General features: G+C 70.8%; 16 protein-coding genes. 11 read left to right on the forward strand and 5 right to left on the reverse strand.

Annotated elements, in window-relative coordinates:
- The first annotated feature begins 12 nt into the window (after nt 1-12).
- The 6 genes from ACGFX9_RS18740 to ACGFX9_RS18765 all read left to right on the forward strand — a co-directional run bounded on the left by ACGFX9_RS18740 (nt 13) and on the right by ACGFX9_RS18765 (nt 5,293).
- Nucleotides 13-468, forward strand: coding sequence for an Lrp/AsnC family transcriptional regulator (locus ACGFX9_RS18740; protein WP_160510435.1), 456 nt, complete (start codon nt 13-15; stop codon nt 466-468).
- A gap of 63 nt (nt 469-531) precedes the next feature.
- Nucleotides 532-1,695: an aminofutalosine synthase MqnE gene (gene mqnE / locus ACGFX9_RS18745; protein WP_393472707.1), complete on the forward strand. Its 1,164-nt coding sequence runs from the start codon at nt 532-534 to the stop codon at nt 1,693-1,695.
- 111 nt (nt 1,696-1,806) lie between these two features.
- Nucleotides 1,807-2,331, forward strand: a complete 525-nt coding sequence (locus ACGFX9_RS18750; protein ID WP_393472710.1) for a GNAT family N-acetyltransferase — start codon at nt 1,807-1,809, stop codon at nt 2,329-2,331.
- Nucleotides 2,332-2,448: 117 nt separating this feature from the next.
- Complete coding sequence (locus tag ACGFX9_RS18755; protein ID WP_393472713.1) at nt 2,449-2,739, forward strand: DUF4229 domain-containing protein; 291 nt, start codon at nt 2,449-2,451, stop codon at nt 2,737-2,739.
- Nucleotides 2,740-3,145: 406 nt separating this feature from the next.
- Complete coding sequence (locus ACGFX9_RS18760) at nt 3,146-4,507, forward strand: dicarboxylate/amino acid:cation symporter (protein ID WP_393472715.1); 1,362 nt, start codon at nt 3,146-3,148, stop codon at nt 4,505-4,507.
- Nucleotides 4,508-4,681: 174 nt separating this feature from the next.
- Nucleotides 4,682-5,293: a TetR/AcrR family transcriptional regulator gene (locus ACGFX9_RS18765; RefSeq protein WP_393473949.1), complete on the forward strand. Its 612-nt coding sequence runs from the start codon at nt 4,682-4,684 to the stop codon at nt 5,291-5,293.
- Here ACGFX9_RS18765 and ACGFX9_RS18770 read toward each other — a convergent pair.
- Nucleotides 5,290-6,129, reverse strand: coding sequence for a MaoC family dehydratase (locus tag ACGFX9_RS18770; RefSeq protein WP_393472718.1), 840 nt, complete (start codon nt 6,127-6,129; stop codon nt 5,290-5,292). The two genes, ACGFX9_RS18765 and ACGFX9_RS18770, sit on opposite strands and share 4 nt — an antisense overlap.
- 323 nt (nt 6,130-6,452) lie before the next feature.
- Nucleotides 6,453-7,772: a 3-oxoacyl-ACP reductase gene (locus tag ACGFX9_RS18775; RefSeq protein WP_393472721.1), complete on the reverse strand. Its 1,320-nt coding sequence runs from the start codon at nt 7,770-7,772 to the stop codon at nt 6,453-6,455.
- A 72-nt stretch (nt 7,773-7,844) separates the two neighbouring features.
- On the opposite strand from ACGFX9_RS18775, the gene ACGFX9_RS18780 reads away from it, so the two are divergent.
- The 3 genes from ACGFX9_RS18780 to ACGFX9_RS18790 all read left to right on the forward strand — a co-directional run bounded on the left by ACGFX9_RS18780 (nt 7,845) and on the right by ACGFX9_RS18790 (nt 13,051).
- Nucleotides 7,845-9,119 carry an acetyl-CoA C-acetyltransferase gene (locus ACGFX9_RS18780; protein ID WP_393472723.1) on the forward strand — a complete coding sequence of 425 codons (1,275 nt, stop codon included), beginning with the start codon at nt 7,845-7,847 and terminating at the stop codon, nt 9,117-9,119.
- A gap of 259 nt (nt 9,120-9,378) precedes the next feature.
- A complete protein-coding gene (locus ACGFX9_RS18785) occupies nt 9,379-11,292 on the forward strand; it encodes an AMP-dependent synthetase/ligase (RefSeq protein ID WP_393472726.1) in 1,914 nt (637 codons plus the stop codon).
- 331 nt (nt 11,293-11,623) lie between these two features.
- Complete coding sequence (locus tag ACGFX9_RS18790; protein WP_393472728.1) at nt 11,624-13,051, forward strand: alpha/beta hydrolase; 1,428 nt, start codon at nt 11,624-11,626, stop codon at nt 13,049-13,051.
- A gap of 5 nt (nt 13,052-13,056) precedes the next feature.
- Here ACGFX9_RS18790 and ACGFX9_RS18795 read toward each other — a convergent pair whose 3' ends face one another.
- Complete coding sequence (locus ACGFX9_RS18795) at nt 13,057-13,914, reverse strand: helix-turn-helix domain-containing protein (RefSeq protein ID WP_393472732.1); 858 nt, start codon at nt 13,912-13,914, stop codon at nt 13,057-13,059.
- A 427-nt stretch (nt 13,915-14,341) separates the two neighbouring features.
- On the opposite strand from ACGFX9_RS18795, the gene ACGFX9_RS18800 reads away from it, so the two are divergent.
- Both ACGFX9_RS18800 and ACGFX9_RS18805 read left to right on the forward strand, forming a co-directional pair.
- Complete coding sequence (locus tag ACGFX9_RS18800) at nt 14,342-15,754, forward strand: MFS transporter (protein WP_393472734.1); 1,413 nt, start codon at nt 14,342-14,344, stop codon at nt 15,752-15,754.
- 149 nt (nt 15,755-15,903) lie between these two features.
- Nucleotides 15,904-16,563 carry a hypothetical protein gene (locus ACGFX9_RS18805; RefSeq protein ID WP_393472736.1) on the forward strand — a complete coding sequence of 220 codons (660 nt, stop codon included), beginning with the start codon at nt 15,904-15,906 and terminating at the stop codon, nt 16,561-16,563.
- A 27-nt stretch (nt 16,564-16,590) separates the two neighbouring features.
- Here the strand turns inward: ACGFX9_RS18805 and ACGFX9_RS18810 are convergent, their stop codons facing one another.
- Entirely contained in the window at nt 16,591-17,751 is a 1,161-nt protein-coding gene (locus ACGFX9_RS18810) for a lipase family protein (RefSeq protein WP_393472739.1), read from the reverse strand.
- Between the two features lie 155 nt (nt 17,752-17,906).
- Nucleotides 17,907-18,950 carry an AraC family transcriptional regulator gene (locus ACGFX9_RS18815; protein WP_393472742.1) on the reverse strand — a complete coding sequence of 348 codons (1,044 nt, stop codon included), beginning with the start codon at nt 18,948-18,950 and terminating at the stop codon, nt 17,907-17,909.
- Between the last annotated feature and the right edge of the window lie 99 nt (nt 18,951-19,049).

The following is a 19,049-nucleotide window of genomic DNA, read 5'->3' on the forward strand; positions in this document are numbered from 1 at the left end:
GGCATCGCACCTATGGACGCCGTGGACAGGCAGCTCATCCAGGCTCTGCGCGAGAACGGCAGGGCCTCGTACGCCGAACTGGGCCGGCTCGTCGGCCTCTCCGGCCCCAGCGTCACGGACCGGATCAACCGCCTCGAAGCGGCGGGCGTCATCACCGGCTACCGCGCGACCGTCGACTCCGCCTCCCTCGGCCTGGGCGTCATCGCCCTCATCGGCATCTCCCTCTCGGACGCCGCCGACCACGAGGACGTGGCGCGGCGCCTGAAGGACCTGCACGAGATCGAGGACTGCTGGTTCATCGCGGGCGACGACTCGTACATGCTCAAGGTCCGGGCCAGTGACGTGGACGGCCTGGAGAAGACGATCCGCCGGCTCAGCGGCACGAAGGGCGTCTCCAGGACGCGTACGACGATCGTGCTCTCCACGAAGTGGGAGAACCGGGTCGGGGAGCTGCCTGAAGAGGAGTGAGCCCCGGGGCGTACGGTTGGCGGGGGTTTGTGACAGGTCGTAGGGAGAGGTAAGGGCGAGGGCATGGACGCAGGTCTCAAGCGCGAGCTGGAGCAGAAGGTCCGGGACGGTGAGCGGCTGTCCCGCGAGGACGGCATCGCCCTCTACGACTCGGACGACCTCGCCTGGCTCGGCGGTCTCGCCCACGAGGTGCGCACGCGCAAGAACGGCGACGTCGTGCACTTCAACGTCAACCGCCACCTCAACATGACGAACGTGTGCACCGCGTCGTGCGCGTACTGCTCGTTCCAGCGCAAGCCGGGCGAGAAGGACGCGTACACGATGCGCATCGAGGAGGCCGTCCGCCTCGCCAAGGCGATGGAGGGCGAGAACCTCACCGAGCTGCACATCGTCAACGGCCTGCACCCCAACCTGCCGTGGCGCTACTACCCGCGGTCGCTGAGCGAGCTCAAGAAGGCGCTCCCGAGCGTCTCCCTGAAGGCGTTCACGGCCACGGAGATCCACCACTTCGAGACGATCTCGGGGATGTCGGCCTCCGACATCCTGGACGAGCTGATCGAGGCGGGCCTCGAATCGCTGACCGGCGGCGGCGCGGAGATCTTCGACTGGGAGGTCCGCCAGCACATCGTGGACCACCGCACCCACTGGGAAGACTGGTCGCGCATCCACCGGCTCGCGCACGAGAAGGGGCTCAAGACCCCGTCCACGATGCTGTACGGCCACATCGAGGAGCCCCGGCACCGCGTCGACCACGTGCTTCGGCTGCGTGAACTGCAGGACGAGACCGGCGGTTTCCAGGTCTTCATCCCGCTGCGCTACCAGCACGACTTCGTGGACATGAAGGACGGCAAGGTCAGGAACCGCCTCCAGGCGCGGACGACCATGGCGTCGGGCGCCGAGGCCCTGAAGACCTTCGCGGTCTCGCGCCTCCTCTTCGACAACGTGCCGCACGTCAAGGTCTTCTGGGTCATGCACGGCCTGCAGACGACGCAGCTCGCGCTGCAGCACGGCGCGGACGACATGGACGGCTCGGTCGTCGAGTACAAGATCACGCACGACGCGGACAACTTCGGTACGCCGAACAAGCTGACGCGCGAGGACCTGCTCGACCTCATCCGCGAGGCGGGCTTCCGTCCCGTCGAGCGGAACACGCGCTACGAGTCGATCCGTGAGTACGACGGCCCTGACCTGGCGCTCCGCGAGACTCCGCAGGCGATGCGGGTCTGACGGACCCCCCGCGCCGACGACGAGCCCCGGCCCTTCGGCCGGGGCTCGTCGCGTTGTCCGGGATGCGGAACGCGCTTGAGGCACGGCGGATGTAATGGTTAGCCTTCCCTTATGACGCTTACCTTCCGCCTGGACCCCGAGATCGATCCCGCTCTGCGCGACGGCGTGCTCGCGCTCTGGGCGGATGTGTCCAACGCCGGCGGCGCCGTCGGCTTCGTACCGCCCGTGACGGTTGACGACATACGGCCGGAGTGGCTCAAGCGCCTGGCCGAGCTGAGCGACGGGCGCACCCGGCTGCTCGTCGGGTACGACGAGGACGGAGCCGTCGCCGCGACCGCCTTCCTCGCCTACAACTCGCACCGGCTGATGAAGCACTGGCTCTGGCTGTACGTGGTGATGGTGCACCCCAGGCACCAGGGCAAGGGATACGGGCGCGACCTGATGGGCGCGGCGGCCGACGCCGCCCGCGGGATCGACGGCATCGAAGCTATCCGGCTGACCTGCCGGGGTGGCACGGGAGTCGACCGGTTCTACGGGTCCTGCGGATACAAGGAGGTCGGGAGGGTGCCCGGCGCGATCCGCGTGGCCCCCGGTGACGACCGCGACGACATCACGATGCTGCTCCCGCTCGGCTGACGGGTCGCGGGAGGTTCGCGCGAGGGCTCACCCCCTTGTCGGACGCGCCCCCTCCCATGCTTCACTGGTGTGGCTCGTCCTACTCGGGCCCATTTCGGAACGGAAGAGTGGATTGACATGCTCCGCTACACGCTGATGCGCCTCGGACTCTTCGTGGGCTGCTTTTTCGCGGTCTGGGGACTTGTCTACGCCGGTGTCCTGCCCAAGGGACTCGGAGACTCCAACCTCCTGTGGGTGCTGCTGCTCGCACTCGTCATCTCCGCGCCCCTCAGCTTTGTGCTGCTGCGCAAGGAGCGCGACCGGGCATCGATCCAGGTCGTCGCCCGCGTGGACCGCACGAAGGCCAACCTGGAGGCGAACCGCAGCCAGGAGGACCTCGCCGACGAAGCGGCTCGCGCGCAGTCGTAAGTTTCGTCACAAAGCCCACAACCCCGGTACCGGAGCGGTCGCTCCAGACCGGGGTTTCGTGCGTCCCGGGGTGTCTCCGCCTCTGATTGGCCTCGTCTACCTCAAACAAGACCTTTGATGTTCCCAAAGTTCAAGTGTTAACGTGTTCGACATGAAGACAGCAGCCGTCGCGCCCCGCATCCCCATGAGCGTTCCGCTCGTGGCGCGCCTGCATGTCGATCTCTGCCGCTGCATGTCCGCGGCCTGTCGTCGCCGTCTCTGAGTCTCTCCGCAGTCTCTGCGAACAGCGCGAACGACAAGCACCAAGTGACATCTGCATTGCAGCGGCGCCCTCAAGGCCGTTCCGTCCGACCCCCTCGCGGTCGCCGCTCCCTCACGTCCCCCCGCCATTACCCGGAGTGTGTCCGTGTCCGCGAACTCCCCCGTATCCCCGGCCGTCGAGGCCGAGCAGCCGAAGTCCGGCTCCCGGATACCCAGATTCCTCAAGCTCCCCTTCTGGGCCCAGATCCTCGGCGGTCTGGTCCTCGGTGTCCTGCTCGGCTGGCTGGCCCGCAGCCAGGACGTGTCCTGGCTCGTCACCACCCTGGACAAGGTGGGAAGCACCTTCATCGGGCTGCTGAAGCTCGCTGTCGCGCCGCTCGTCTTCTTCGCCATCCTGGTGTCGATCACCAACCTGCGTAAGGTCAACAACGCCGCGCGGCTCGCCACGCAGACGCTGGTCTGGTTCATGATCACGTCGCTCATCGCGGTCGTCATCGGCCTCGCGATCGGGCTCATCACGAACCCCGGCGCAGGCACCGGCCTCACCCCGAAGGACGGCTCCAAGCCGGACGAGGCGGGGTCGTGGATCGACTTCCTCACCGGGATCATCCCGACGGACGTCATCACGCCGTTCACCGAGCTCAACGTCCTGCAGATCGTCTTCATGGCCGCCGTCGCCGGTATCGCCGTACTGAAGATCGGTGACAAGGCGCAGCCGATCCTTGAGCTGAGCGAGTCCGTCCTCGCGCTGCTCCAGAAGGCCCTGTGGTGGGTCATCAAGCTCTCGCCGATCGGCACCATCGGCCTCATCGGCTTCGCCATCGCCGACTACGGCTGGGACCTGATCAGCAAGTACGCGACCTTCACCGCCGACATCTACGTCGGCTGCGCCCTGGTGATGTTCGGCGTCTACCCGCTGCTGCTCTCCACGGTCGCCAAGGTCAACCCGCTGCAGTTCTTCAAGGGCGCCTGGCCCGCGATCCAGCTCGCCTTCGTCTCGCGCTCCTCGGTCGGCACGATGCCGGTCACCCAGCAGGTCACTGAGCGCCTCGGCGTGCCGAAGGAGTACACGTCCTTCGCGGTGCCGTTCGGCGCCACCACCAAGATGGACGGCTGCGCCGCGATCTACCCGGCGATCGCCGCGATCTTCGTCGCGCAGATCTTCGACGTGCAGATGGGCATCAAGGAGTACCTGCTCATCGCCTTCGTCTCGGTGGTCGGCTCCGCCGCCACGGCCGGTCTGACCGGCGCCACGGTCATGCTGACGCTGACCCTGTCGACGCTGGGCCTGCCGATGGAGGGCGTGGGCCTGCTGCTCGCCATCGACCCGGTCCTGGACATGATGCGTACGGCCACGAACGTCGCAGGCCAGGCGGCCGTGCCGGTGATCGTCGCCGCCCGCGAGAAGATCCTCGACCGCGACAAGTACGCGAAGGCCACGTCGTCCCCGCTCGACGGGTACGACGAGCCCGCCGACGAGCGGCAGCCGGTGCCTGTCGCCGCCTGACGTCCCCCCGCTCGATCGCCCTGCCGCGCCCCGCCCCCGTTCTGGGGGCGGGGCGCGGTCGGTTGTCAGGGGGTGATCGTAGGCTGGAGGTTCTGTGCGTCGGTTGGGTGGAAGGCGGGGGCGGCCGGGGTGGGCGAAGTTGTGGCCGGGGCGGCGGGTAGGCGGCAGAAGCGGATGCCGCGGGCCGTGCGTGAGCAGCAGATGCTGGATGCCGCCGTGCGGATCTTCGGGCAGCGGGGGTACCGGGCCGCTTCGATGGACGAGATCGCCGAGGTCGCCGGGGTCTCCAAGCCGCTCGTCTATCTCTACCTGAACTCCAAGGAGGAGCTGTTCACCGCGTGCATCCGCCGGGAGGCGGCGGCGCTGGTGGCGGCGGTGCGGGGTGGGGTGAGCGGCGAGGGCCCCGCCGACCGGCAGCTGTGGGACGGGCTGCGGGCCTTCTTCACGCACACCGCGGAGCGGCCCGACGCGTGGGTGGTCCTGCACAGCCAGGCGCGGACGCACGGGGAGCCGTTCGCGGCCGAGGTCGCCGTGATGCGCGAGGAGATCGTGGCGTTCGTGACGTCACTGATCGCGGAGGCGGCCCGGGAGGCCCACCGCAAACCGGAGCTGGCCGAGCGTGAAGTGGCGGGCCTCGCACAGGCGTTGGTGGGGGCGGCGGAGTCGCTCGCGGGGTGGGCGAACGGGGACGCTTCGGTGTCGGCGAAGGAGGCAGCGGCGACGCTGATGAACTTCGCGTGGGCGGGGCTCGGGGGGTTGATGGAGGGGCGGGGCTGGGTCCCTTAGCGGACTGTTCCGCTGAGGTAGGTCCTGTCGGCGCTGAGGAGCTGGAAGGCGGGGCCTTCGGAGGCGTAGGTGACTGTGCTGGGGAGTAGTACGGGGGCCTTGAAGTCGATGCGTACGTGGACGGATTCGGGCGTGCGGTTGTGGTTCTGGCTCTCGTTCTGGTCCTCGTGCTGGTGCTCGGCGAGGCAGCGGGCGGCGGTCCACATGCCGTGGGCGATGGCGCGGGGGAAGCCGAAGAGGCGTGCGGTGAGCGGGTGCAGGTGGATGGGGTTGCGGTCACCGGAGAGGGAGGCGTAGCGGCGCCCGAGGCCGGCGGGCAGCTGCCACTCGGCTTGGGCGGGGAGGGGCTGGGCGTCGTCCCTTTGTGGTGGCTCGATGGTGGTGCGGTGGCGGGCCAGGTAGGTGCTGCTTGAGGTCCATACGAGAGTGCCGTCGACGCGTGCCTCGGTGACGAGGGTGGCTTCGGTGCCCCGGTGGTGGGGTGCCAAGTGGGATGCGTGGACGGAGAGTTCGAGGCTGTCCGTGGTGGTCAGGGTGCGGTGCTGGGTGATCTCGATGGACGTGTGGACGAGACCGAGGAGGGGGAGCGGGAAGTCGCGGGCGGTCATGAGGCGCATGGCCAGGGGGAAGCTGAGGACGTGGGGGTAGGTGAGGGGGAGGGGTTGGTGGGCCTGCTGGGGGGTGCGGTAGCCGCAGAGGCGGGAGTAGGCGGCTAGGTGATCGGGGCGGGGGCGTACGCCGGTGAGGGTTGGGCGGGAGCGGGGGAGGGGGGCGTCGGGGTCGGGGCGCTTGAAGGGGGAGAGGGCTGCGGCGCGGAGGAGGTGGGGGGTGAGCATGGGGTCCCTTCGGGGTGGCGGCTGGTGGGCGGTGTCTGTTGGTCTTGGGGCTGCGGCGCCGGAGTTCCGCGAACCGTGCTCCGGGCGGAAATACCGACACGTCCCCTCGCGAGCGTCGCCGACTGCGGGTGCGCCCACCGGGGCCCCGCTCTCTCCGAACGAAGGTCACTACGGGGCAATCGGGCGGGTGGGTGGGAGAGGCTTGTTCGTGGAGGGGTCGCTGCGGGGCAATCGGGCGGGTGGGTGGGAAGGGCCCGTCCGGTGCGAAGCGGCTGCGGGCCAACCGGCCGGAGGGTCGGCGCGGGGCACGGTCAGGGCGAGGGCTACGACCCGAGCAGGCTCTGACCGCAGACCCGGATCACAGAGCCGTTCACCCCGCCGGAGGCGTCCCCCGCGAGCCACGCCGTGGTCTCCGCCACGTCCACCGGCAGTCCCCCCTGCCCGAGGGAATTCATCCTGCGGCCCGCCTCGCGGATGAAGAGAGGGACCGCCGCCGTCATCTTCGTCTCGATGAAACCGGGGGCCACCGCGTTCACCGTCACCCCGTACTCCGCCAACGCCCCCGGCGCGAGGGCCCGCACCAGGCCGATGATCCCCGCCTTGCTGGCCCCATAGTTGGTCTGGCCCACGTTGCCCGCGATCCCGGCGATCGACGCGGTGGCCACGACCCGCCCGCCCCGCTTCAGCGTCCCTGACTTCAGCAACGCGTCCGTCGTACGAAGCACGCTCGTCAGGTTCACGTCCAGGACCGCATTCCAGCGGTCCGCCGCCATGTTGGCCAGCTTGCGGTCCCTCGTGATCCCCGCGTTGTGGATCAGGATGTCAAGGCCGCCCCGGTCGGCGAGCGCCGCCGCCATACGCTCCCCCGCGTCGTCCGCGGTGATGTCCAGCGGCAGCGCGGTCCCCTTGAGCCGGTCCGCCACCCGTACCAAGTCCTGCTGGGCGGAGGGGACATCGAGGACGACCACGTGCGCCCCGTCCCGCGCGAGCACCTCCGCCACCGCCTCCCCGATCCCACGCGCCGCCCCCGTCACGAGTGCCGTACGGCCGGAGAGTGGGCGGTCCCAGTCGATGGAGGTCGTCGGGTCAGCTTCCCCCACCTCGATCACCTGGCCGCTCACATACGCCGACCTCGGTGAGAGGAGGAACCGCAGCGTCGACTCCGCCGCCCCGGCCGAGCCCATGCGGACCAGCGACGCCGTGCGGCCCCTGCCCAGCTCCTTGCCCAGAGAACGTACGAAGCCCTCCAACGCCTGTTGCGCCGCCGCCTGGTGGTGGTCGGAGGGTGAGACCGGGGCGCCGAGGACCACCACGCGGCCGTTCTCCGCCACCGAGCGCACCACGGGATGCAGCGCCGCGTGCACCTCGGCGAGGCCCGGAGTGTCGCTTATGCCCGTCGCGTCGAGCACCACCGCCGTGGGGTGCGTGGGATTGGGGGTCGACGTGAGGCCCGTGCGGGCGAAAATCTCGGTCAGTTCAGCCCCGTGCGGCGACGCACCCGCCGTCAGGTGCAGCAACTCACCCTCCAGATAAGGGTGTTCCGCTGACCATCGCCTCAGCGCCGACGGCTGCGGCAGGCCGAGCTTTCGGGTGAGGAAGCGGCCGGGTGCGGTGCCCGTGAAGTTCAGATAGCGGTCGGCCATTGTCCAACTCCCAGCTCGGTCGTAAATTTACTTCAGAGTAAGGTTACTCAAGAGTCAGGAGCTGGTCGAGAGATGAATCTGCCCACCACCCGCCGCGTGGCGGTCATCGGCGGCAGCCGTATCCCGTTCGCGCGCTCCGACGGCCCGTACGCGACCGCGTCCAACCAGGAGATGCTGACCGCCGCCCTTGACGGGCTCGTCGAGCGGTTCGGCCTTGAGGAGCCCGGCGCGGTCGGGGAGTTCGTGGCCGGCGCCGTGCTCAAGCACAGCCGGGACTTCAACCTCGCCCGCGAGACCGTCCTCGGCTCGCGCCTCGCGCCGACCACACCCGCGTACGACATCCAGCAGGCCTGCGGTACCGGGCTGCAAGCCGTCATCGCCGCCGCCAACAAGATCACGCTGGGGCAGACGGAGTCAGCGGTGGCCGGCGGCGCCGACACCGCGAGCGACGCCCCGCTCGGCGTCAACGACTCCCTGCGGAAGATCCTCCTGGCGGCCCGCCGCGCCAAGTCGGCCGGAGGCCGCGTCAAGGCCCTCGCGCGCGTGCGGCCCTCGCACCTCGTGCCCGACATCCCGCGCAACGCGGAGCCCCGCACCGGCCTCTCGATGGGCGAGCACGCCGCCGTGACCGCGCGGGCCTGGGGCGTCACGCGCCAGGCGCAGGACGAGCTCGCCGCGGCGAGCCATCAGCGGCTGGCGGCGGCGTACGAGAGAGGGTTCCTGGACGGGCTCGTGGTGCCGTTCCGGGGTCTTGAGCGGGATCAGAACCTGCGGCCGGGGTCGAGCGTCGAGAAGCTGGGTCAGCTGAAGCCCGTCTTCGGGGCGAAGAAGCCCGGCGCGACGATGACCGCCGGGAATTCGACCCCGCTGACGGACGGTGCCGCCGTCGCGCTGCTCGCCAGTGAGGAGTGGGCGGGGGCGCGCGGGCTTGAGCCGCAGGCCTACCTGACCGCGTACGAGACGGCTGCCGTCGACTTCGTCGGAGGCGATGTCGCAGGGGGCGAGGACGGTCTGCTCATGGCGCCCGCCTACGCGGTGCCGCGGATGCTGGAGCGGGCCGGGCTCGGGCTCGCGGACTTCGACTTCGTCGAGATCCACGAGGCGTTCGCCTCGCAGGTGCTTGCCACGCTGGCCGCGTGGGAGAAGCGGGGGCTCGGCACCGTGCCCCGCGACCGGCTGAACGTCACCGGGTCCTCACTCGCCACCGGCCACCCCTTCGCCGCCACCGGCGCGCGGATCATCGCCACGCTTGCCAAGCTGCTGGCCGAACGGGGCACTCCTGGACGCGGGTTGATCTCGGTCTGCGCGGCGGGCGGGCAGGGGGTGACGGCGATTCTTGAGCGGTAGCCGGTGGCGGGGCACGCAAGGGCTTGGTCCGGCTCGGGGTTGTTGCTCAAGCGGGAGCCCGGCATCGGCTCGTTTCTGAGGTGCCGCAGCCGCCGCAGGCAAGCACCGGCCCCGTCGAGTTCGAGGTCCCGCCCGCCCCCGCGCCATACGTGCCGAATTCCTCCCCCTGACCATCACCGCACGCGTCGCATTCCCCCCGATCATCACCCGGACGGGCTGCCCCCCATCAGCGCCCGAACCCGACAAGGAGCCGCCACCCATGTCACGCGCCCCCGCCTCCCCCTCCCCCCAACCCGCCCTCGTCGAACCCCACTTGCGCCACCTCGACGGCGTCGTACGCGAGGCATCCATGCCGCCCTTCGCCGCCGCCGTCAGCAGTGGGTCCCTCGCCGACATCCCCTTCGACAACGCCCGTGAGGCAGCCGCCGAAGTCGTGCTCTCCCGTAAGGGTGCCGACGGGAAGTGGCGGGACGTGAGTGCCGGGGAGTTCGCCGAGGAAGTCCTCGCCGTCGCCAAGGGGCTGATCGCCGAGGGGCTGGCCCCGGGGGACCGGCTCGCCATCATGGCGCGTACGACGTACGAGTGGACGCTGCTCGACTTCGCGGGCTGGGCGGCCGGGCTCGTCACCGTGCCCGTCTATCCGACCTCCTCCGCCTACCAGACCCGGTGGATCCTCCAGGACTCGGGCGCCGTCGCGCTCGCCGTCGAGACCGCCGAGCTCGCCTCCTCGCTCGGGCCCGAGCGGGACCGGATGCCCGACCTGGAGCATCTGTGGTCCTTCGAGAAGGGCGATGTGCGCCGGCTCGCGGAGCTGGGGCGGCAGGGGGGTATCGAGGATGCCGAAGTCGCCGGGCGCCGGGCCGAGTTGGGGCCCGATTCCGTCGCCACGCTCATCTACACCTCCGGCACCACCGGGCGCCCCAAGGGCTGCGTGCTGACCCACGGCAACTTCTTCGCCGAGGTCGACAACGCCATCGAGCTGCTCCACCCCGTATTCAAGTCCGTCAGCAAGGAGCCCGCGTCCACGCTGCTGTTCCTGCCGCTGTCCCACGTCTTCGGGCGCATGGTCGCCGTCGGCTGCATGCGCGCGCGGGTGCGGCTCGGGCACGCGCCCAGCATCCAGACCCAGGACCTGCTCGCGGACCTGGGGGGCTTCAGGCCCACCTTCCTGCTCGCCATCCCGTACGTCCTGGAGAAGGTCTTCAACACGGGGCGCGCCACCGCCGAGAAGATGGGCCGCGCCTCCTCCTTCGACCGCGCGGCCCGCCTCGCCGTCCGCTACGGCGAGGCGGTCGAGGCACGGGAGCACGGCACGGGCCCCGGTCCGGCGTTCGGGCTGCGCCTTGCCCGCGCGCTGTACGACCCGCTCGTCTACCGGCGGATCCGCGCGGCACTCGGCGGCAAGGTGCGGTACGCGATCTGCGGCGGCTCACCGCTCGGGCGCCGTCTCGCCGCGTTCTACGCGGGGGCGGGCGTCGAGATATTCGAGGGGTACGGGCTGACCGAGACCACCGCGGCGGCGACCGTGACCCCGCCGCTGAAGCCGCGCCTGGGGACGGTGGGCTGGCCGCTGCCCGGCACCCGCGTGCGGATCGCGGACGACGGGGAGGTGCTGCTCGCCGGCGGGCAGGTCTTCGGCGGGTACTGGGACGGGCAGGCGGGCCGGGCGGTGCCCGCGGAGGGGGAGTGGTTCGCGACGGGCGACATCGGCGCGCTCGACGCCGACGGATACCTCTCCATCACCGGGCGCAAGAAGGACATCCTCATCACCACCGGCGGCAAGAACGTGGCGCCCGCCCCCCTTGAGGACTGGCTGCGCGCCCACCCGCTGGTCGGTCAGTGCATGGTGGTCGGCGACGACCGGCCGTACATCACCGCGCTGCTCACGCTGGAGGCGGACGGCATCGCGCACTGGTGCCGCATGAAGAAGAAGGACGGCATGGAGATGGCCGAACTCGTGGACGACGCCGATCTGCGCGAAACCCTGCAGCGGGCCGTCGACGAGGCCAACAAGCTCGTGTCGCGGGCCGAGTCCATCCGGCGGTTCACCGTCCTGCCGGTGGACTTCACCGAGGCGAGCGGGCATCTGACCCCGTCCCTGAAGCTGAAGCGGGACGCCATCGAGCGGGACTACGCGGCGGAGATCGAAGAACTGTACGGACACGCACGGTAGCGATACTCCCGGTTCGTCACCCACTGTCACCTGGACGGGCGGGGTCGCCGCGCCGCGCTTAGGGTGATCGAGGGGCAGACCCTGGGAGGTTGCCGTGCGCAGAGCTGTTGCGCTCGCCGGCGTTGCCGCGCTGGCAGTCATGGGGACAGGAGCGGGACTGCCGGGCATGAGCGCGGCAGCCGCTCCTACAAAGCCGTCACCGGAACCGTCACCGTCTCCAACCTCATCCTCACCCTCATCCTCACCTTCGCCTTCGCCTTCGCCCAATCTCTCCCGGTACTACACGCAGAAGATCAAGTGGGGCGCCTGCGAGGGAGACGGCGCGGACCTCATGGCCGACTCCGACGCCACCGCCGTACCCAAGGACAAGAACATCCGCTGCGGCAAGATCAAGGTGCCGCTCGACTACGCGAAGCCGGGGCGCGGCACGGTCGACGTAGCCATGATCCGCGTCAAGTCCAGCGGCGACTCGCGTGGTTCGCTCCTGCTGAACTTCGGGGGGCCGGGAGGCGCCGGTGTTTCCGGGCTCCTCAACGCGCAGAAGGAGTTCGAGTATCTCGGCAAGGGGTACGACGTGGTCTCCTTCGACCCGCGTGGCGTGGGCGAGAGTTCGCCGGTCAGCTGCGGGGACGCCGGGGCGGAGGAACCGGGTGCGGGGGAGAACCCCGACCATCCGGCGGCCGTACTCAAGGAGATGCGCAAGATATCCGAGCAGTGCAAGAAGGAGTCGGGGCGCATCCTTCCCTACGTCGGGACCGTCAACGTCTCGCGCGACATGGACGTCATGCGTGAGGTGCTCGGCGACAAGAAGCTCAACTACCTGGGCTTCTCGTACGGGACACGGCTCGGCGCCGTGTACACCTCCCAGTTCCCCGGGAAGGTCGGGCGGATGGTCCTCGACGGCGTGGACACGCTGACCGAGAACGTCACCGAGCAGGCCCTGGTCAGCGCGGAGGGACGGCAGACGGCGCTCGACAACTTCCTCAAGTGGTGTACGGGCAACGCGGGTTGTGTCTTCGGGACCGACTCGCGTGCGGCGCGTGGCCAGATGGCCGACCTGATCAAGGGGCTCGACCAGTTTCCTCTTGAGTCATCGGACGGCGCCGAGTTCACCGGCCAGGACGTGGTGGACGTACTCGGGCAGGCGCTCTACAGCAGGCAGTCGTGGCCCGCCCTTTCGCAGGCGCTGGGCGCGCTGATGGCGGACGGCGACCCCAGGGCTCTGCTGCGGATGAGCGGCTCCCTTGCCCAGCAGAAGCCGGGCGGCGGCCTTGCGGGGGTGGTGCGGGGACGCGCGCCCGAGGATGTGCCCGCCGACAACATGGCGGCGGCGCTCATGGCCGTGAACTGCGCGGACGACCCGGACCGCCCCGACGCGGGCAGCCTGGAGAAGAAGGTCGCGAAGCTGCAGAAGGAGTTCGAGGCGACGTCCGCCACGTTCGGGCGGTCGATGCTGATGCCGGTCCTGTTCTGCTTCGGCAGGCCGCCGGGCACGGACTACATCCGCGACGACGTACGAGACGTGAAGAGCCCCGATTTCCTCCTGGTCGGCACCCGCGGCGACCCGGCCACGCCGTACCGCTGGACGGAGGAGACCGCCGAGCGACTCGGCTCGTCGGCCGTCGTACTGGACAACAAGGGCGACGGGCACACGGGTTATTCCGGTTCCAAGTGCGTGCGGGACAAGGTGGACGGGTTCCTGCTGTACGGGGAGATGCCGAGGCACGGGAGTTCGTGCGGGGTGGAGGAGGAAGACTGAGGCGGCTAGCGGGCGGCGCGGGCCGCCGGGTCCAGGCGCAGCATCGCTTCCTCGTCCGGGGTGCCCGGCTCGGCCTGGTAGACCACGAGACGCTGGCCGTCCGTCCTTGACAGCTTCATCACCTCGTACGTGAGTGTCATCGCGCCGACCTTCGGATGGTCGAAGGACTTGGAGCCGCCGCCGCGCTCCTTGACTTCGTAACGCTCCCAGAGACGGGCGAAGTCCGGTGACTTCAGGAGGAGTTCGCCGACCAGGGCGGCCAGCTGCGGGGAGTGCACGTCGACGCCGCCGACCGCGCGCAGGTGTGCGATGGACTTGGCGACGGTCTCCTCCCAGGGCCGGTAGAGCACGCGGCCCACGGGGTGGAGGAACTGGTACCGCGTGACGTTGCGCTGTTCCGGCGGCAAGTCCCACAGGCCCGGCAGGAGGCGGCGCCCTGCCGGGTTCGCGGCCAGCATGTAGCTGTGGCGGCTCACCACGTACGCGGGAAGGGGGCTCAGGCCCTCCAGCATCCGCTGGATGCTCGGGCGGACCGTGTCGCCGGGGGTGGGGTACGGCTCGGTGAGGCGGCCCGACGCCAGCTCGGCCAGGTCGTGCAGCCGCTCGTGGGCGTCACCGCAGAGGCGCAGGGCGCGGGCCAGGGAGTCGATGACGGAGGCGGAGGGGTTCGTCTCGCGGCCCCGCTCAAGGCGGGTGTAGTAGTCGACGCTGACCCCGGCGAGGGTGGCGAGTTCCTCACGGCGCAGCCCCGGGGTACGGCGCAGTCCGGTGCCGACCGGTAGCCCGGCGTCGGCGGGGCTGATCTGCGCCCGCCTCGCCCGCAGGTACCGGCCGAGTTCTGTTCCCTCTGGTGCTGCTGCCATCCGTCCATTGTCCCCGGTGCCGGGGGTGTGTGGGGGGCCGTGTCAGGGCCAGGAACGGTGCGGTCTGCCGGGGGCGGCGGTTTGGGCGGAGCCTGGGGATGACTCCGGGCGGGGCGCCGTCCGTAGCCACCGTCCGTAGCCCGCAGCCGCCGTCCACCGCCCGTAGCCCGCCGTCCGCCGTCTATCCGTCCGTCCGCCTATCCGTCTGTCTGCGGGTGCGTTGTGGCTTGTCGCGCAGTTCCCCGCGCCCCTTGCGGGGCTGGGTGCCGTCTGCGGGTGTGTTGTGGCTGGTCGCGCCGTTCCTCGCGCCCCTTGCGGGGCTGAGTGTCGTCTGCGGGTGCGTTGTGGTTGATCGCGCCGTTCCCCGCGCCCCTTGCGGGGCGCCTATCCGTTCGTCCGTCCGCTGTCTCGATAGGAGCCACAGCCCATGTCCCCCTCCACCGTCACCCAGAGCGCCGCCCCCTCCACCCCCTCGACCCTCCCCACCCGCCCCGGAACCCTCGCCCCCCTCCTCGCCTCTCTCCTCGGGTTCACCGTCATCACCATCGACGTGTCCGCCGTGAACATCGCGCTGCCCGCCATCCGTACCTCCCTGCACGGCGGCATGGCCGGCCTGCAGTGGGTCGTCGACGCGTACACGTTGATGTTCGCCGCCCTCATGCTCTCCGCGGGGGCCCTCGCCGACCGGGCGGGGGCGCGGCGCGCCTACGTATGGGGGGTCGGGCTGTTCACGCTCGCCTCGCTGGCCTGCGCCCTCGCGCCCGGCATCGGAACCCTCATCGCCGCCCGCGTGGCGCAAGGCGGGGCCGCGGCCGTCGTCATGCCCGCGTCCCTCGCGCTGATCCGGCAGGCGTACGACGACCCGCGCCGCCGGGCCCGCGCCATCGCGCTGTGGACGGTGGGCGGGTCGGTGGCCATGGCCGCCGGGCCCGTACTCGGCGGCGTACTCACCGAGGTGGCCGGCTGGCGTGCCGTCTTCCTGCTCAATCTGCCCGTCGGTGCCGTGATTCTGGCCCTCCTCGCCCGCACCGCCCCCTCCCCGCGGCGCCCCGCGCCCCTCGACCTCGCCGGTCAGGCCACCGCCGTACTCGCCCTCGCGGGCCTCGCGTTCACCGTCATCGAGGGCGGGCACCTGGGGTGGACCAGCGCGCCGGTGCTGGGTGCGGCGGCCCTCGCCGTCGCGGCGGGCCTGGCCTTCCGCGCCACCGAGAAGCGGCACCGCGCGCCGATGGTCCCGCTCGGCATGGTGCGCGAGCGCCGGGTCGTCGTCTCGCTGGCGGTCGGCTTCGCCGTCAACGCGGGCTTCTACGGGGTCGTCTTCCTGCTGGGCCTCTACTTCCAGCAGCTGCGCGGGATGTCGGCGGTGGCGGCGGGCCTGATGTTCGTGCCGCTGGCCGTCATCATCACGTCGACGAACCTCGTCTCGCCGCGCATGGCGGAACGGATCGGCCGCCGCCGGGTCATCGTGGCGGGCCAGGCGGTGCTGGCCCTCGCGATGTTCGTCCTCGTGCCGCTGGCCGCGGACACCCCGCTCTGGCTGGTACTCGTCCTCCTCATCCCCACCGGCATGGGCGGCGCGTTCGCGGTCCCCGCGCTGACCGCCCTGCTGATGGACGCCGTACCCGCCGAGCGCGCCGGCACGGCCTCAGGCCTGTTCAACTCCCTTCGCCAGACCGGCGGCGCGATGTCGGTGGCCCTCTTCGGCGCACTCCTCGCCTCCGACGACGCGACGGGCTTCTCCGTCACCGGAATGCGGGAAGCGCTCCTCGCCGTGGGCCTGCTGCTGTGCGCGACGGCGGCGCTCGCGGCGTGGCTGCTGCCGAGGGACGGACGCCGGTGAGCATGCGGGCCGGCGAGTTGCGGAAAAGTTCCGGTAACAGGCGAGGCGTGCCACGTGATGCCGGAACTTTCCTGCAACTCGGCGACCTGGGCGACCCGGCTAACCCGGGCAGCCTGGGACCGGACAGCACGCACGGCTACCGTTCCCGCATGCGCCGACAAGCCGAACAAGATGCCGCAACCCCCGGCCCCGTAACCGCCGACGACCTCGACCAGGCGGTCCAGCTCGCCCTCGCCACCCTGCGCGAAGCGCCCCCCACCGCCTGGGACGGCAAGGCGGGGACCCTGGAGTGGGACTGCTGGGAGACGGTGGAGCACCTCAGCGACGATCTCTTCGCCTACGCCGCCCAACTCGGCCCGCGGCAACCGCCCTTGGACGGTGAGGTGCCCTTCCTGTGGGAGCCCCGCAGGCCCGGCGGCCCCGCCAACGCCATCCACGCCGACCACGCCGCGGGGCCCGTGGGCCTGCTCCAGGTCCTGGAGGCGAGCGGCGCGATGCTGATCGCCATGGTGCGTACGGCACCGCCGTCCACCCGCTCCTACCACGGCTTCGGCATCTCCGACCCCGAGGGCTTCGCGGCGATGGGCGTCGTCGAAACCCTCGTACACACCCACGACTTGGCCGAGGGACTCGCACTGCCCTGGGCCCCGCCGACCGCCCTCTGCGCCCGCGTACTCCACCGGCTCTTCCCGGACGCCCCGTACGACACCGACCCCTGGCCGACCCTGCTCTGGGCGACCGGCCGCGCCGAGCTGCCGGGCCACCCGCGCCGCACGACCTGGCGCTGGAACGGCGTACCCAGGTCGTGAGAGACGCCGCCCCAAGGCCCCGTTCGGCTAGCCGCAGTTGCCCCTCGCCGGCTTCCCCGCGAACCGGTCCGCCAGCCAGTTGGCGGCCAGCGGCGACTGCGTGATCACCCCGGAGATGTGCTCGCCCAGCGGCACGGTGTGCCACTGCACGTTCGCCCCCTTGGCGCACCAGTCCTCGCGGACCTGCTTGCCCACGCCGTACGGGATCAGCTCGTCGGTGATCACGTGGTACTGGTACACCGGCGCGTCCGGAGCCCGCGTGCCGACCGTCGACTCGCGCAGGCGCTGCTGCCAGTCGGGCTGGTCGAGGGGGTTCTTGGACGTCATGTCGGAGATCTTCTTGAAGGAGCCGAGCACTGAGCCGTCCACCACGCAGCTGGTGCGCAGCGCGTCGGTCAGCTTCTTGCCTTCCGGGTTCAGGTAGGACTCCAGGTTCAGTTCGGGGAAGGCCGCGTCCTGGCCGATCGCGGCCATGAAGACCAGGCCCGAACCGTACGAACCGTTGTTGAAGTCCGCCACTTTCCGCAGGTCGCCGGGGATTCCGCCGGCCGCCGTTCCCTTGACGTCGAGGTCGGGGGCGTACGACTCGTGCAGTTCGGCGGCCCACCCGGCGGCCTGACCGCCCTGCGAGTAGCCCATGACGCCGACCGGGGTGCCCTTGCCGAGCCCCGCCTCCGGGAGGCGGATCGCGGCGCGGGCGGCGTCGAGCATGGCCTGACCCTCGGCCCTGCCGACCGTGTAGGTGTGGTCGCCCGGGGTGCCGAGGCCCTCGTAGTCCGTCACCGCGACCGCCCAGCCGCGCAGGGTCAGCTGCTGGATGAGGTTGGCTTCGAGGGCCGTGCCCTTGGGGAAGCCGGCGCTGGGGGCGCAGTGGTCACCCATGCCGATCGTCCCGACGGCGTACGTGATGAGGGGGCGGGGGCCGGTCCTGCCGTCCTGCGGCACGATGACGGTCCCGGAGACGGTGTTGGGCTCACCCTTCGCCGTCGTCGAGCGGTAGTGGATCTTCCAGGCCTTGGTGTGGGTCGGCTGGCCCGGCAGGGGGTGGAAGCTGCTCGGTTCGGAGCTGACGATGTCGCCGGGGGCGGTGGCGTCCGCCGGTGCGGCCTGTGCCGTCACCGGGGTGATGACCGACAGGCCGAGCGCGGCCACCACGGCCAGGGCTCTCGCGCTGGTACGAACGTGCATGCGGCTCTCCCAACTGTCCTCAGTGGCTGGGCATGATCATTCTGTGTGCGCCGTGCAGGCGTTGACGGTAGTGACGCGCGAGCGGATTCCGTGCTGGCGGGAGCGCTCAGCTTCGTTGACTCCGCGTCACTTGAGGACTGCGCCCGGCACTTCCGCTAGCCGAGCTCCGAGCCAGGCTGCTCCCAGGAGTCGTCGTAGGGATGCGCCACCCGATAGGCCCCCGGCGTCGTACCCGTCCACCGCCGGAAAGCCCGATGAAAGGCCGTGTCCTCGGAGAAGCCGAGCCGGGCGGCGAGATCGGCGATCGGTTCCGTGCCCTCCGCGAGCCCCGCTATCGCCGCGTCGCGCCGTACGGCGTCCTTCAACTTCTGATACGAGGTGGACTCCAGGGCCAGCCTGCGCCGCAGCGTGGCCGGGCTCACCGCGAGTCGGGCGGCGAGCTCGCCGAGTGCGGGGAGGCGGGGCGAGGTGCGCAGCGCGTGGGCGAGGGCGCGGCGGACCTGTTCGGCGACGGTGGTGCCGTACTCGCGCCGCGACAGGAGGTCGAACGGCGCCCGGTTCAGCATCGCCTCCAGCGCCGCCTCGTCCCGGATCAGCGGCGCGGCCAGCCAGCGCTCGTCGAACCCTGCGCCGGTACGCGCCGCGCCGAAGCGGACCGGGCAGCCGAAGAGCAGCCCGTACTCGTCCTTGTGCACGGGCGGCGGATGCCCGAACTCGGCCCAGTGGAGGGGGATGCGGCGCCCGATCAGCCAGCTGCACAGCCGGTGCCAGATGATGACGAGGCACTCGGCGAGGAAGTAGTCGTGTTCGAGATCGTTGCGTACGGCGAAGACGGCGCTGCCGGTTTCGCGGTGCTCCAGGGTGAGGTCGGGGCCGCCGGGGAACAGGCCGTAGAAGGTGACGCCCCGCTCTATGGCCGCGCCGAGATCGCGGCAGCCGAGGGCCGCGTGGCACATCATCGCGAACGTGCCGGGCCTGCTGCCGCCCGAACCGAGCCCGAGGAACTCGTCACCGGTCGCGCGGTAGAGCTCCCGGAAGAGCCGGGCGAACTGGACCTCGGTGATACGGGCCCGGTCATCGCCGAGAAGCAGCGGGGGGATCTGGGCGGCGCGAAGCAGCGGGACGGTGTCGATCCCGTGACGTCCGGCGCCGTGGAGCATGGCGCGGACGTGGTGGACGGTGATGGTCCGGCTGGGCATGGGGGTTCTTTCCCCCGCTGGGGGGCGGGGCATGCGGGTAGGGGGGCGGGGGCCTGGCCTTTCCCGGGAGGGGCTGCCTGCCCTGCCCTGCCGCGCTCC

The organism is Streptomyces sp. NPDC048436 (genome assembly GCF_043200355.1).
GTDB lineage: Bacteria > Actinomycetota > Actinomycetes > Streptomycetales > Streptomycetaceae > Streptomyces.

Coding starts and splice junctions, on each gene's coding strand:
- ACGFX9_RS18740 (WP_160510435.1), top strand. CDS start 13: ATGGACGCCGTGGACAGGCAGCTCATCCAGGCTCTGCGCGAGAACGGC.
- mqnE (WP_393472707.1), top strand. CDS start 532: ATGGACGCAGGTCTCAAGCGCGAGCTGGAGCAGAAGGTCCGGGACGGT.
- ACGFX9_RS18750 (WP_393472710.1), top strand. CDS start 1,807: ATGACGCTTACCTTCCGCCTGGACCCCGAGATCGATCCCGCTCTGCGC.
- ACGFX9_RS18755 (WP_393472713.1), top strand. CDS start 2,449: ATGCTCCGCTACACGCTGATGCGCCTCGGACTCTTCGTGGGCTGCTTT.
- ACGFX9_RS18765 (WP_393473949.1), top strand. CDS start 4,682: ATGCCGCGGGCCGTGCGTGAGCAGCAGATGCTGGATGCCGCCGTGCGG.
- ACGFX9_RS18770 (WP_393472718.1), bottom strand. CDS start 6,129: ATGCTCACCCCCCACCTCCTCCGCGCCGCAGCCCTCTCCCCCTTCAAG.
- ACGFX9_RS18775 (WP_393472721.1), bottom strand. CDS start 7,772: ATGGCCGACCGCTATCTGAACTTCACGGGCACCGCACCCGGCCGCTTC.
- ACGFX9_RS18780 (WP_393472723.1), top strand. CDS start 7,845: ATGAATCTGCCCACCACCCGCCGCGTGGCGGTCATCGGCGGCAGCCGT.
- ACGFX9_RS18785 (WP_393472726.1), top strand. CDS start 9,379: ATGTCACGCGCCCCCGCCTCCCCCTCCCCCCAACCCGCCCTCGTCGAA.
- ACGFX9_RS18790 (WP_393472728.1), top strand. CDS start 11,624: ATGGCCGACTCCGACGCCACCGCCGTACCCAAGGACAAGAACATCCGC.
- ACGFX9_RS18795 (WP_393472732.1), bottom strand. CDS start 13,914: ATGGCAGCAGCACCAGAGGGAACAGAACTCGGCCGGTACCTGCGGGCG.
- ACGFX9_RS18800 (WP_393472734.1), top strand. CDS start 14,342: ATGTCCCCCTCCACCGTCACCCAGAGCGCCGCCCCCTCCACCCCCTCG.
- ACGFX9_RS18805 (WP_393472736.1), top strand. CDS start 15,904: ATGCGCCGACAAGCCGAACAAGATGCCGCAACCCCCGGCCCCGTAACC.
- ACGFX9_RS18810 (WP_393472739.1), bottom strand. CDS start 17,751: ATGCACGTTCGTACCAGCGCGAGAGCCCTGGCCGTGGTGGCCGCGCTC.
- ACGFX9_RS18815 (WP_393472742.1), bottom strand. CDS start 18,950: ATGCCCAGCCGGACCATCACCGTCCACCACGTCCGCGCCATGCTCCAC.